The organism is Algoriphagus limi (assembly GCF_024919275.1).
GTDB lineage: Bacteria > Bacteroidota > Bacteroidia > Cytophagales > Cyclobacteriaceae > Algoriphagus > Algoriphagus limi.
Map to the genome: position 1 here is coordinate 705,050 of NZ_JANWGH010000003.1, position 13,071 is coordinate 718,120.

The following is a 13,071-nucleotide window of genomic DNA, read 5'->3' on the forward strand; positions in this document are numbered from 1 at the left end:
TGAATCTATTGTTGATTCGGTATTTTTCTATTGCTGTACTTTCAAGTAGCTGGATTTCAAATTCGAGCCTTTCGATCTTTTTGCCGCAGGTTTATCACTTAAATAGAAAATATGGATGGCTGGGATGGAAACAATGACTAGTTAATCCGTGCGTGAGGACAGGCACGGAGTATTCATAGCCGTGAGTGATGACACTCACGTGGGCTGAGTGATATGAAAGACCTTCGAGGTTGTGGGAATCCCCAAAGGTCAAAAAAAGACCCCAAAGGTTCCAAAAACCTTAGGGGTCCATCTTGGTACTTGATACTAGATTCTAGCTACTAACTTACGCTTCTTTCTTAGCCATTCTGTTTCGCTCATTTTCATCCAAATAGATCTTTCTCATTCGGATGTTTTTGGGAGTGATTTCCAAGTATTCGTCTTTTTGAATGTATTCCATGGCTTCTTCCAAAGAGAATCGCTTTGGCGGAGCAATGCGGGTATTATCATCAGAACCCGATGCACGCATGTTGGTTAGTTTCTTTCCTTTTTGAACATTCACCACCAAATCATTGTCTCGTGAATGCTCCCCGATTACCTGACCTGTATACAATTCATCTCCTGGTTCGATAAAGAAAATACCTCTATCCTGAAGTTTGTCAATCGCATAGGCAGTACACTGTCCGCCTTCCATAGAGATCAAGGAACCGTTGATTCGGCCTGGGATAGGGCCTTTGAAAGGCTCATAAGCTGAGAATCGGTGGTTCATGATGGCTTCTCCTTGAGTAGCAGTCAAGACGTTGTTTCTCAAACCGATCAAACCTCTGGAAGGAATTTTGAACTCCAAGTGCTGTAAATCCCCTTTAGGCTCCATCACCAAAAGTTCACCTTTTCGCTGAGTAGCTAATTCGATTACTTTTCCAGCTGTTTCCTGAGGTACGTCTACTACCAAGGTCTCAATAGGCTCACACTGTACCCCATCAATTTCCTTGAAGATTACCTGAGGCTGACCCACTTGTAATTCATAACCTTCCCGACGCATGGTTTCGATCAAAACAGACAAGTGAAGAATTCCTCGTCCATATACGATAAACTTATCTTCCGAATCGGTAGGCTCTACGCGAAGTGCCAGGTTTTTTTCCATCTCCTTCATCAAGCGATCCCGCAGGTGACGGGAAGTCACAAACTTGCCTTCTTTACCAAAGAAAGGAGAGTTGTTGATCGTGAAGAGCATGTTCATGGTTGGCTCATCGATCGCGATGCGTGGAAGCGGTTCTGGCTTTTCCACATCAGCAACTGTATCGCCGATTTCGAAATCCTCCAATCCAGTGATCGCACAGATATCACCTGCCTGAACAGTCTGAACTTTGTTTTTGCCTAATCCTTCGAAGGTATGCAGTTCTTTTACTCGCATCTTTTTGATGCTTCCGTCTGCTTTGCAAAGCGCAATTTGCTGACCTTCGGAAACAGTTCCTCTTTTTACTCTACCGATAGCGATTCGACCGACAAAGTTGGAGTAATCCAAGGAAGTGATCTGCATCTGTAAAGTACCTTCTTCAATTTTTGGAGCAGGGATGTATTCCAAGATAGCGTCCAGCAAAGGAAGAATAGAGTCTGTTGGGTTTTTCCAATCCGGTCCCATCCAGTTTTGCTTGGCAGAACCATAAAGGGTATGGAATTCCAATTGCTCTTCAGTAGCGTCCAAATTGAACATCAAGTCGAATACGGCTTCGTGAACCTCATCTGGACGGCAATTTTCTTTGTCTACTTTATTGACTACCACGATTGGAGTCAAGCCAAGTGAAAGTGCTTTTCCCAATACAAATCGGGTTTGAGGCATTGGGCCTTCAAAAGCATCAACTAGGAGAATTACTCCATCGGCCATTTTCAATACGCGCTCTACTTCTCCTCCGAAGTCGGCGTGACCTGGGGTGTCAATGATATTGATTTTGGTGTCCTTGTATCGGACAGATACGTTTTTCGAAAGGATGGTAATTCCTCTTTCCCGCTCCAAGTCATTGTTGTCCAGGATCAAATCATCGAATTGCTGATTTTCCCGGAAGATTTTGGAAGCGTGGATGATTTTGTCGACTAGGGTAGTTTTTCCGTGGTCAACGTGTGCGATAATCGCGATATTTCTGATATTCTGCATGCTATGCGTTTTTCAAGCCGCAAAGGTAGGTAAAAAAGATGGGAAGAAGGTTATGCCATTGTGAAGTATTCTTCGATTCTACTAAGAACTAAAATAGCACATGTTTTTGGTCAATTTTTCGGAAAAGTAAGCAAGGGAAAAACAAAAGAGTATTCTAGTCTTTTGATGAAAGATGCTTTATAGCTTGCAGTATTTTCTCTTTGATCAATTTCATACAAAGGCTGATTTTGATTTCATTTTCCAAGCTTCATAGCTACTTAAGGAATGGATCACCACAATAAAGCAACAAGTGACCGAAAGATAGTTAACCAAATAATCAGGGACTAACTTATCCAATCCAAAAACCCGGGGAAGGTTAAGGAATAAATTGTAGAAATGAAGAGGAAGAGTCAAATAGGAAATAAAGTGATTGCTAAAAACGGACCTTACCCTGATTCCAGAATTTCCAAAAAGTGTTCGAATGGCTTTCGTTTTTTTACGTGACCTGTAGGTGATATAAAACATAAAACCCACCAAATAAACCAAAGGGAGCAAAAAGAGCAGGATTACTTGCATCTTCCAAGTCAGCATATTTACCAATAGGGTCAAAATCCCCACTAAAGCCAGGGTGAAAGCCATTTTGGGCCAAGAAAAGTAGCTTTTAATAATAGACCATTGCGTAGAGCGGATGGATTTTTGAATATTCTTGTTGAGCTCACTCTGAATTTTATGGCAGTACGCGTAGGTCCATTTTTGATCTAGCGCCTCTAATTCCTTGTCGAATTTTTCTTCCGGCAGATTTTCCAGATGGCTGAGGTAGTGGTCATAAATCTCTCCAAGCAATTCTACTGCATAAATCTCCTTTTTGATTATGGATTTTTGGACAGCCTGAAGTTCGGATGTACTTAGCTTTCTCATTTAGATTGAAAAATTAGAATTTCAAGTCAGGGTTTAAACCCGGATTAATGATGCGCTGCATGTTTTCAACAAAAGCCTGCAATTCGGCCAGTTTGGAGCTAACTTCCTTTTTACCTGATTTGGTTAGGCTGTAGTACTTGCGGACACGATTATCGACTTGTTGGATTTCAGTAGTCAAAAGTCCTTCCGCTTCCAGCTTATGAAGGGCAGGGTAGAGGGCTCCTTCCGTGATTTTGATTTCACCAGCAGTCAATTCCTTGACTTTTTGGGTGATTTCATAGCCATACATTTTATCATTTTCCTCTAGAAGCTTGAGGATAATGGTTTGAAGGCTTCCCTTGATCAGATTATTGTTGGACATGGCAAAATAGCATCGAAGTCCAAATATATAAAAAGATTATATACCTAAGAATATTAGGTAATAAAAATGGCCAATTGGGCCTAAATATCCTCTTTTTGAATTTTTGAATGAAGTTCAAGTAGTAAGGGTAGGGCAGCGGAGCCATACCATTCTTTGAGTTCCATTTTTAAAACTCCTGCTTGAATAGAAGGGTCGCTTTCTGTAAGTTTTTGCGCTTCTTCCAAGGATTCTACATTGAAAAAGAACAGGCCTCGTAAATCCTCATTCCCAAAGAAAGGGCCTGCCAAGACCATTTTTCCCTCCTCCGCTAATTTGTTGATATTGGCTAGGTGGCCTTGCTGAAGTTTCGCTCTTTCCTCTGCGCTGTATTCATTGACGCGCTCGCCTCGGTACAGGAATGCAATCACATATTTTTTCATCCCGTAATCATCAGCACCGAGTTTGGTGGCTAATTCCTGATCAAAGTCGGGGTTTTGAGCCAATGCTCCTCCAATACCTGCCAAGAATAAAATTAAGCTTAGATAAATAGTCTTCATAGGGTTTTTATTTTAGGATTAGGGCAACGGTATCGGATTTTGTGCGGACTTTCAGCCAACTGAGTAATTTCTTTGTTTCGCTTGAGGTAGGCTTTCTGGTAAATTCTGCAAAAGCCATCAAAAGCGTGTCGGTTTCGGCTTTTTCCAAATCACTTAATACCGTCCGGTTAAGGGTGAATTTACGCAAATTGGGATGGTTAATCTTTGCTTCCTGGGCAATTTCAGGTCCTAAAGCTCGAATCTGACCATAATTGGCTACTTCTGCTTCCAATAAAGCAATTCGTTCATCCTTATTTCGGATGACTTCCTCGTTTCGTTCATATAGATCTTTTAGAATGTCTGACCGAAGTACGTTCAGATCGGTAGAAGAATTACCACTTTGCTGAATAATGATTTCCGTTCCTGCCAGATTGTATTCTGCGGCTTTGGATTTGGTGATATCCAAAATTTCCTGATCCAATTCTTCTCCAATCAACATCACTTCGATTTGAGGAGGGTTGCTGGAGTAATTGAAATTCGAATTCAAAACCTGGGTTCGTGGGAATTTCATTTCTACTTGGATATATCTTCTAGCCTGCTCTTGCCAGAGTGTTCGAACTACTATCCCATAGGCTAGGTAGACACTAGGAATGATCGTCAGTAGCGTGAAAAGCGTGATGTAGGTTTGGACCCGTTTTTCCTTTTTTTCATCCATAAATTCCTTCTTTGGAAACTTCATAAATCGGACGATCAGATAGGTCGAAAGAGAGATGAAAACCGAGTTGATAAAGAAGAGATAAAAGGCTCCAAAAAAGTAATAAAAATTCATCGTAGCTAGGCCGTATCCGGCAGTACAAAGAGGAGGCATCAAAGCGGTTGCAATGGCCACTCCGGGGATGGCATTACTCTTCTCTTTTCGGGAGCCGGCAACGATCCCGGCAAGGCCTCCAAAGAGGGCGATCAGCACGTCCCAGATGGTAGGCTCTGTTCGTGCCAAAAGCTCAGATTGAGCATCATCCAAAGGAGTAAAAAAGAAGTAAATCGAAGAGGTCAAAATGGCTATGAAAACAGCCACTCCTAAGTTGCGTAGAGAGCGCTTGAGTAACTCGAAATCATTGATCCCCGCAGCTAGTCCGACGCCCATGATTGGACCCATCAAAGGGGAGATCAACATGGCACCAATAATGACCGCTGTGGAGTTTACATTGAGACCTATGGAAGCCACAAAAATGGCGAAGATTAGGATCCATAAATTGGCACCTTTGAACTCCACATTTTTCCGGATGTACTCAATGGTATCAAGTTCATCTTCCTTTCCTTCATGTAAATCAAAACGGTCTCGGAGGTAAATCAAAAAACGGATTAGCTGACTTCCTTGTCTTTTTTTCGGGGCTGTAGGCTCCATCATAATAATTCTCAATTTGTAGGCAAAATACTTAGATATAGGGAAAATCTATCGTAGGGGAGGGTGCTTTTTTCTGGCCCGAAACTTGAAATAAGAAGATGGAACATTCTTGTGAGGAGAATTTTTTAGATAGGAATTTCTATTAAAAATTAGTTAGAATAAGGTTTATATAAAAAATGCTAACTATCTGATTTAAAATTTGATATCATTGTTTTAGAATCATCAAAATTTTACGAGTCTAAAAAAATTAGATAAGACTAAAAATAAAACTTTCATTCAAAATCTTCCCTTCTCAGTATTTCGGGATATTTTTAGGCCTTGAAAATTTTATCGGAGATTTCCATTTTAATTAATCAAGATTTAGAACTTATGCCTCGATTGATTTTTTTAGATGATGATCGAATCCAACACTTGTTGATGCGGAAGTTGTTTCAATTTCATCTCCCCGATTGGGACTTTGAGTTTTTTGAAAATGCACGAGATGCCAAGGTTTGGTTGAGTCAAAATCCTGTTGATTTAATTATCTCTGATCTGAATTTAGATACTGAAAGCGGGTGGGATTTTGTAAAGGAAATCGGCGAATATTCGGAAACACCAGTAGTCTTTTTGACTAGCAATATTTCACCTGAAGACAGTCAAAAAAAGGAGCAGTTTTCTCAGGTGAAACTCCTCCTCGAAAAGCCCTTGGAGGAGTCAGGTTTTGCTCAGATTTTGGAGGTGCTTCAGTCATGAATTTTGATCCGATAAAGGACTAGAAAGGGGCTTGATTTTTGCCTGAAAATTCCTTTCAATTTTAATCCTTTCTTCCCACAATTTTTCCTTAAAAATTGAGATCAAAATCTCACTGGAGTATTCTTGATTATTTGGTTTTTAAACTTGGGTCAATTTTGAGTTTTTGATAATTATCTGGCTCTATTTTTTCGATAAAAATGGCACTGATTTGTACTCGTTTTCTACTTTAAATTTTGATGGTATTTATATGAGATTTTAGGATGTTTTTCCGCTTCAAAATTCTTAAAAATCCCTTTCCAAAATTCATTTAAAACAAGCTGGATGTTAGGGATTTTTTGGTGCTTACTTTTCCAATTGAAGTTGATCCCTTGAAGACTAAGTCAAAAAATAAAAATCAAAATTTTAGAATCTGATATTATAGAGAGTATTCTTTCAAGAGTAATTGTCGCTTGCAAATCATATTTTAAACCAAAGCTCGTTTTAGAATAAAGTTTTGTTTTAGGTAGCTAAAGTTTCGTTAAATTTAAAGCAGATATTGAACTCGTTGATTTTTATTTTATTTTCTTTGCAATGCTTCCTGCGGGTAATTAGACCAAACTCTTTAGATTTAGCATCCTATGGCTGAAGAAGCAGACGATCGTAAACCTTTCCTTTCGAAAAAAATTGACAAATTTTTCACAGGCCTCGCTGACGCTTGGAATTTTGTCAGACGTTTTTGGCAGGAGGTATTTCTTCCACCTTATGAGTTTAAGGAGGTAATTCATCAATGTTACCGGATTGGAGTTGAATCTCTTCCGCTTATTTCTTTGACTGGATTTATTGTCGGAATTGTATTTACTAACCAATCCAGGCCTTCTCTTTCGGAATTTGGAGCTACATCTTGGTTGCCTTCATTGATTTCCATTGCTGTGGTAAGAGCCATGGGACCTTTGGTGACAGCTTTGATTGCTGCGGGTAAGGTAGGCTCGAGTATTGGTGCTGAAATCGGTTCCATGAAGGTGACGGAGCAAATTGATGCAATGGAGGTATCAGCTACCAATCCCTTCAAATTCTTGGTAGTTACCCGAGTATTGGCTACCACCTTGATGATTCCGATTTTGGTCATGTATACAGATTTTGTAGCCCTCATAGGCTCTTTTCTGAATGTCAATGCCAATGAATTAGTCAGTCTTTCCACATTCTTTGTCCAGATTTTCGAATCTATATCTTTCTTGGATATCTGGTCTTCGGTTTTAAAATCCCTGCTTTTTGGTTTTACCATTGGAATTGTGGGGTGTTATAAAGGATATCATTCTTCGAAAGGAACCGAAGGTGTGGGACGGGCCGCGAATTCTGCGGTAGTAATTTCTATGTTCTTGATCTTTATTGAAGAATTGCTTGTTCTTCAGGTAGTAAATGCAATTCGGGGGATGTAAGCATGTCAGATAAGGTTGTTGAAATAAGGGATTTATATAAAAGCTTCGGAGACTTGGATGTCTTGAAGGGAGTCGATTTGGATCTTCATCGGGAAGAAAACTTGGTAGTCCTCGGTCGATCTGGAACAGGAAAATCCGTATTGATCAAAATCATGGTTGGCCTTTTGAAGCAGGATAGAGGTCAAATGGAAGTGTTGGGACAGGAAGTATCTAATCTTACCCCGAAAGAATTGAATGCCCTTCGACTGAAAATTGGGTTTTCTTTCCAGAACTCAGCCTTATACGATTCTATGACTGTTCGGGAGAATATGGAGTTTCCCTTAGTCCGAAACATTAAAAATCTGACAAAAAAGGAGATTACCTATAAAATTGAAGAGTTGCTGGATGCGGTGGGATTGCCACAGACCATCAACCAAATGCCATCTGAGCTTTCCGGAGGTCAGAAAAAGCGAATCGGTGTAGCTCGTACCTTAATTCTCAATCCTGAGATTATGCTATATGACGAGCCTACTGCCGGATTGGATCCAATTACCTGTGTGGAGATCAATAATCTGATCAATGAGGTAAGGGAGCGATACAAAACCACTTCAATTGTAATTACCCACGATTTGGCCTGTGCGAAAATGACAGGAGACCGGATGGCAGTTTTACTTGACGGTCAATTTAGAGCAATGGGTACCTTTGAAGAAGTATTTCCTCATGCTGAGGACAGGCGTATAAAATCATTCTACGATTATAATTTTATTGAATCATGAGAGGCGAAAATAAACGGTCCGTTATCGTCGGAATCTTTGTTTTTCTGGGAATTGCCATTCTTGTAGCAGGAGTTCTGACTTTGGGAGGGCAACAGAAAAAGTTTGTCAAATCCATAGCACTCAAAGCTGTTTTTGATGATATCGGCGGTTTGCAGACAGGTAATAATATTTGGTTTTCTGGTGTAAAAATCGGAACCGTTCGAAAAATCAATTTCTATGGAGATTCCCAAGTAGAGGTTGAAATGAACGTGGAAGAATCTGTATCAGAATTTATTCGAAAGGATTCCAAAGCGACAATCAGTTCTGATGGATTGATTGGTAACAAGATCATCGTGATTTATGGTGGTTCCACTCAAGCTCCTCCGGTTCAGGATGGAGATAGATTGGAGGCAGTAATGCCTTTGGATACGGATCAGATGATGGAAACTTTGCAGGTGAATAATGAAAACCTGGTTGAAATTACCAATGACCTCAAATTATTGACAAGTAAGCTGGCGCAAGGAGAAGGTATCGTAGGAGCTGTAATGACAGACTCCTTATTAGCTGAGAACTTTAAATCCATTTTGGCCAACCTAAACCGAGCTAGTATCAACAGTAATCGCATGTTGGACGAATTGAATAGATTCTCCGGTAAGTTAAACGAAGAGGGTAACCTATTCCATGATTTGGTTACTGACCGGGAAATTGCTCAAGATATTCGAGCTACTATGGAGAGCTTTAAATCGGCAGCAGCAAATACGGAGGAACTGACACAAAAATTGACTGAAATTTCAGATAAACTCAATGATCCAAACAACACCGTTGGACTGTTGCTCAACGATCCGGAATTTGCGGAATCTCTGAAAAGTACTTTGGTTAATACTGACTCGGCAACTTATAATCTGAATCGCGGAATGGAAGCCTTAGAATACACCTGGCCTTTCCGAAAAGGATTTAAGCGAAAAGCCAAAGCAGAGGCGAAAGAGCAAAACCAGTAAATAGATCTCAAGCCCGTTGGAAAAACCATCGGGCTTTTTTTATGACTAAAAAAGTCTATTCAGGTTAATTTTAACAATTATAAAATTTTCATTCCATCGGGATCAGATTCTTTATTCCCCAAGCATAAATCTTATTTTTGTGCGCAATCCTATTGAAACCTATGTTATCGAATATTAATCCTACACATACAGACGCTTGGGCTAGATTACAAAGCCTGTCTGAGAAATATAAAGACCTCACCATTTCCAGTTTATTTTCTGAGCAAGATCGCTTTGAACGCTATAGCTTGACCCTCGAGGAAATTTTGGTTGACTACTCCAAAAACAGAGTCAATGATGAGATTTTTAAGGCTTTGTTGGATTTGGCTAGAGAAACCAAATTACATGAAGCTATTGAGGCGATGTTTACCGGCGAACCAATCAACGGAACAGAAGGCCGTGCTGTGTTGCATACTGCGCTACGAAACAGAGCTAATACTCCCGTTTATGTTGATGGGGAAGATGTCATGCCAGAGGTAAACCGAGTTTTGGAGAAAATGAAGGTTTTCTCCACCAAAGTCCAAAAAGGGCAATGGTTGGGATATACTGGAAAGCCAATCAAAAGCTTGGTAAATATAGGAATTGGCGGGTCTGATTTGGGGCCAGTGATGGTGACGGAGGCCTTAAAACCTTTCCAATCAAAAGATGTAGAAATCTTTTTTGTTTCCAATGTGGATGGAACTCATATCGCTGAGACCTTAAAGAAAGTCGATCCCGAAACCACCCTCTTTTTTATCGCTTCCAAAACGTTTACCACGCAGGAGACCATGACCAATGCCCATACGGCTAGAAATTGGTTTTTGGAACATACTAAAGATGAAAAGGCAATAGCTAAGCATTTTGTGGCTTTGTCCACCAATCAAAAAGGCGTAGAAGCATTTGGAATTGACCCTGACAACATGTTTGAGTTTTGGGATTGGGTTGGTGGTCGTTATTCCCTTTGGTCTGCGATTGGACTTCCTATAGCCTGTGCCATTGGGTTTGACAATTTCGAGCAATTATTGGCTGGAGGTCATGCTATGGACTTACATTTCAGAAAATCCATGTTTGACCGAAATATCCCTGTGATATTGGCTTTGATTGGAATTTGGAACAACAATTTCTTGGGTGCTTGTTCTGAGGCTATTCTTCCTTACAATCAATATATGCATCGCTTTGCTGCCTATTTTCAGCAAGGAAATATGGAAAGTAATGGCAAGTATGTCTCCAGAGCAGGAGAAAAAGTCAACTATACCACAGGGCCTATTATTTGGGGAGAACCTGGAACCAATGGGCAGCATGCATTCTATCAATTGATACATCAGGGAACCCATTTAATCCCTTGTGATTTTATTGCTCCTGCGATTTCGCATAATCCAATTGGAGATCATCATCAGAAATTACTTTCCAACTTCTTCGCACAAACAGAGGCTTTGATGAATGGAAAGACTTTGGAGCAGGTTCGAAAGGAAATGAATCAGGCAGGAAAGTCTGTTGAAGAAATTGATCGGGTGGCACCTCACCGAGTATTTGAAGGAAACCGACCTACTAATTCGATTTTGGTGAAAAAAATTACGCCTTACACGCTAGGGATGTTGATTGCCATGTATGAGCACAAAATCTTTGTACAAGGGGTGATCTGGAATATTTTCAGCTTTGACCAATGGGGAGTGGAACTTGGGAAGGTTTTAGCGAGCAGTATCCTCCCAGAACTTCAAAATGAGGATGAAATCACCTCTCATGACAGTTCAACTAATGGACTGATCAATGCCTACAAGAAGATGAGAAGTGTATAATATAAAAGTATGATTACCCTATCTGTCAGATTGAGCGGAGTGGGCTTCGACTCCGCTCAGCCTGAAGATGGACTCCGCTCAGTTTGATATTCGACTTCGCTCAACATGACAATTGAATTCTTTCAGCTTGAAATTTGATTCCGCTCGGCCGGCATTCGAATTTCCTCAACTTGATTTCAACTTGGCTTAGCTTGACAATTGACTTTGTGAGCATACCAGAAGAAGTGCTGTCGGATCAATCTTTTTATTCTTTCAATAGCTTTATTCCTACAGCTTCAAGCCCTTTTAATTGTTGCTCTCGCATATATTGGAGTAAGACAATAGATTTTGTTTGATCACTGATTGATAAAGAGACTGTGTCAAATTTAGTGTAGGTGCTTCCAAAGCCCTCTCCAAGTGGTTCTCCTTTAGCATCAAAGAAGGTGATATCAATCAATTCATCCTGAAGAATATTTTTCAGTGAATCCCTCACTAATACTCGGATATAGCAATTAGAAAAGGGATACTCGTCTTTAAAGCGAATTCCAATCAAGGATTGATCGGGTTTTTCCGAGATAGATGAAATATCGTAAATAAGGCTGTCTTGCATTCCCCAACCATTCGGAGCGATCGTCTCATACGTTTCATATATCCTGTCATCAGAGCAGGATACCAAGACGAATGAAAATGCAACTAGTAGTCCTATCCACTTATTCATCACCTTTTCCATTGTTTGGTTTTTGGTTCTTTCTAGGTGGGAATCTACGTTTCTGACGTGAATTATTTGAATCCCCGGAGTTCGAAGGAGATCCCTGATTTGGGTTTTTATTTTCATTGGAACCCATATCCGGCCTTTGCCTAGGCTTTCTTCTAGGATTTCTACGCTTTTGGGATTGATTGTTAGTTGCTCTTGCTTCCTCCCGTGGAGTGTTTTGATTGCCTTGCTTAGCTGGTGAACTTTGTTGATTGGTATTGGGAGCCTGAGCTTCTTGGTTTCTTGGAGGTCTGTTTCGGTTCTTTTTCTTCTTCTTTTTCTTTTTGGAGAATTTCTTATCCAAAAGTTCCAATTCCAAAGTAGACTGGGCAGCCATGTCTTCCAATTCAGTGGATTCATTCACCTGAAGGTTGAATACTTTACCACCGTTGGAGTTGATTTCCAAGATTTCTACCACCCGATCACAGCTGATGCTATGCCAGTCATTATCATTATTGTAGCTAAACCACATCAATCGACGGAAGATATCAGTCTTCTGAAGCTTGGCAGGACCTTGCTCCGTTAGAAGTGGCTTTTCTACAGTTGGAATATTCTTGATAGCCTCGATGTAGGTGTCCAATTCGTAATTCAGACAACATTTCAGTCGGCCACATTGTCCACTAAGCTTGGATGGGTTTAAGCTGAGGTTTTGGTATCGAGCTGCTGAAGTACTGACATTTTTAAAATCTACAAGCCAAGTTGAACAGCATAATTCCCGTCCACAAACACCGATACCGCCCAATCTACCGGCCTCCTGACGAAGGCTGATTTGGCGCATTTCTACGCGGATTCGGAATTCACCTGCCAGGATTTTGATCAACTCCCGAAAATCTACCCGCTCATCTGCAGAATAGTAAAAAGTTGCCTTACTGTTGTCTGCTTGGTATTCCACATCAGACAACTTCATTTTAAGTCCTAATTCCTGAATAATTTGACGGCAACGATAGAGAGAAGGGATTTCACGGTTTTTAGCTTCTTCCCATTTTTCAAGGTCTTTTTGGTTGGCAATGCGATAGATCCGAGTGATGTTGTCATCATCCCGGATTTTGCGTTTTTGCATTTGTAGTCGAACCAATTCCCCCTGAAGGGAGACATAGCCAATATGGTGTCCGCTAGGGACATCAACCACCACGGGATCTCCTGTGTGAAGATCCAAATAATCTAAATTTCTAAAATATTCCTTTCTGCCCCCTTTGAATTTGACCTCTACAATGTCAAAGTTGTCCACTTCGGGAATCCCCATGTGAGACAACCAGTCAAAGGAATTCATTTTATTACAATCGCTCGTGCCGCAGGTTCCGTTATTCTGGCATCCTCCGGTACCTCCTGAGGAGGT

The 13,071-nt window shown here is 40.6% G+C and carries 12 protein-coding genes; 5 read left to right on the forward strand and 7 right to left on the reverse strand.

The genetic code is table 11. The annotated features are described in order from the left end of the window. Nucleotides 1-325 precede the first annotated feature (325 nt). The 5 genes from typA to NY014_RS15290 all read right to left on the reverse strand — a co-directional run bounded on the left by typA (nt 326) and on the right by NY014_RS15290 (nt 5,312). Nucleotides 326-2,131, reverse strand: coding sequence for a translational GTPase TypA (typA, locus tag NY014_RS15270; RefSeq protein WP_259415409.1), 1,806 nt, complete (start codon nt 2,129-2,131; stop codon nt 326-328). Between the two features lie 210 nt (nt 2,132-2,341). Next, nucleotides 2,342-3,028, reverse strand: coding sequence for a hypothetical protein (locus NY014_RS15275; protein WP_259415410.1), 687 nt, complete (start codon nt 3,026-3,028; stop codon nt 2,342-2,344). Between the two features lie 13 nt (nt 3,029-3,041). Further along, nucleotides 3,042-3,389 carry a PadR family transcriptional regulator gene (locus NY014_RS15280; RefSeq protein WP_135074739.1) on the reverse strand — a complete coding sequence of 116 codons (348 nt, stop codon included), beginning with the start codon at nt 3,387-3,389 and terminating at the stop codon, nt 3,042-3,044. An 80-nt stretch (nt 3,390-3,469) separates the two neighbouring features. Next, a complete protein-coding gene (locus NY014_RS15285; RefSeq protein WP_259415411.1) occupies nt 3,470-3,925 on the reverse strand; it encodes a YciI family protein in 456 nt (151 codons plus the stop codon). A 7-nt stretch (nt 3,926-3,932) separates the two neighbouring features. Continuing rightward, a complete protein-coding gene (locus NY014_RS15290; protein WP_354003192.1) occupies nt 3,933-5,312 on the reverse strand; it encodes a TIGR00341 family protein in 1,380 nt (459 codons plus the stop codon). A gap of 366 nt (nt 5,313-5,678) precedes the next feature. Here NY014_RS15290 and NY014_RS15295 point away from each other — a divergent pair, with 366 nt between their 5' ends. The 5 genes from NY014_RS15295 to pgi all read left to right on the forward strand — a co-directional run bounded on the left by NY014_RS15295 (nt 5,679) and on the right by pgi (nt 11,002). Next, nucleotides 5,679-6,041: a response regulator gene (locus tag NY014_RS15295; RefSeq protein WP_259415412.1), complete on the forward strand. Its 363-nt coding sequence runs from the start codon at nt 5,679-5,681 to the stop codon at nt 6,039-6,041. Nucleotides 6,042-6,658: 617 nt separating this feature from the next. Beyond that, nucleotides 6,659-7,456 (forward strand): MlaE family ABC transporter permease, encoded by a 798-nt coding sequence (locus NY014_RS15300; RefSeq protein WP_135074728.1) that lies wholly within the window; start codon nt 6,659-6,661, stop codon nt 7,454-7,456. A 2-nt stretch (nt 7,457-7,458) separates the two neighbouring features. Beyond that, nucleotides 7,459-8,211, forward strand: a complete 753-nt coding sequence (locus NY014_RS15305; protein ID WP_259415413.1) for an ABC transporter ATP-binding protein — start codon at nt 7,459-7,461, stop codon at nt 8,209-8,211. Next, nucleotides 8,208-9,188 (forward strand): MlaD family protein, encoded by a 981-nt coding sequence (locus NY014_RS15310; RefSeq protein ID WP_259415414.1) that lies wholly within the window; start codon nt 8,208-8,210, stop codon nt 9,186-9,188. Before NY014_RS15305 ends, NY014_RS15310 begins: the two co-directional genes overlap by 4 nt. Before the next feature lie 161 nt (nt 9,189-9,349). After that, complete coding sequence (pgi, locus tag NY014_RS15315; RefSeq protein ID WP_259415415.1) at nt 9,350-11,002, forward strand: glucose-6-phosphate isomerase; 1,653 nt, start codon at nt 9,350-9,352, stop codon at nt 11,000-11,002. Between the two features lie 244 nt (nt 11,003-11,246). Here pgi and NY014_RS15320 read toward each other — a convergent pair whose 3' ends face one another. Beyond that, on the reverse strand, nt 11,247-11,699 hold the full coding sequence (locus NY014_RS15320) for a gliding motility lipoprotein GldH (protein ID WP_259415416.1): 453 nt from the start codon (nt 11,697-11,699) through the stop codon (nt 11,247-11,249). Next, complete coding sequence (locus NY014_RS15325; RefSeq protein ID WP_259415417.1) at nt 11,692-13,005, reverse strand: PSP1 domain-containing protein; 1,314 nt, start codon at nt 13,003-13,005, stop codon at nt 11,692-11,694. The genes NY014_RS15320 and NY014_RS15325 overlap by 8 nt, the downstream gene beginning before the upstream one ends. Between the last annotated feature and the right edge of the window lie 66 nt (nt 13,006-13,071).

Coding starts and splice junctions, on each gene's coding strand:
- typA (WP_259415409.1), bottom strand. CDS start 2,131: ATGCAGAATATCAGAAATATCGCGATTATCGCACACGTTGACCACGGA.
- NY014_RS15275 (WP_259415410.1), bottom strand. CDS start 3,028: ATGAGAAAGCTAAGTACATCCGAACTTCAGGCTGTCCAAAAATCCATA.
- NY014_RS15280 (WP_135074739.1), bottom strand. CDS start 3,389: ATGTCCAACAATAATCTGATCAAGGGAAGCCTTCAAACCATTATCCTC.
- NY014_RS15285 (WP_259415411.1), bottom strand. CDS start 3,925: ATGAAGACTATTTATCTAAGCTTAATTTTATTCTTGGCAGGTATTGGA.
- NY014_RS15290 (WP_354003192.1), bottom strand. CDS start 5,312: ATGATGGAGCCTACAGCCCCGAAAAAAAGACAAGGAAGTCAGCTAATC.
- NY014_RS15295 (WP_259415412.1), top strand. CDS start 5,679: ATGCCTCGATTGATTTTTTTAGATGATGATCGAATCCAACACTTGTTG.
- NY014_RS15300 (WP_135074728.1), top strand. CDS start 6,659: ATGGCTGAAGAAGCAGACGATCGTAAACCTTTCCTTTCGAAAAAAATT.
- NY014_RS15305 (WP_259415413.1), top strand. CDS start 7,459: ATGTCAGATAAGGTTGTTGAAATAAGGGATTTATATAAAAGCTTCGGA.
- NY014_RS15310 (WP_259415414.1), top strand. CDS start 8,208: ATGAGAGGCGAAAATAAACGGTCCGTTATCGTCGGAATCTTTGTTTTT.
- pgi (WP_259415415.1), top strand. CDS start 9,350: ATGTTATCGAATATTAATCCTACACATACAGACGCTTGGGCTAGATTA.
- NY014_RS15320 (WP_259415416.1), bottom strand. CDS start 11,699: ATGAATAAGTGGATAGGACTACTAGTTGCATTTTCATTCGTCTTGGTA.
- NY014_RS15325 (WP_259415417.1), bottom strand. CDS start 13,005: ATGAATTCCTTTGACTGGTTGTCTCACATGGGGATTCCCGAAGTGGAC.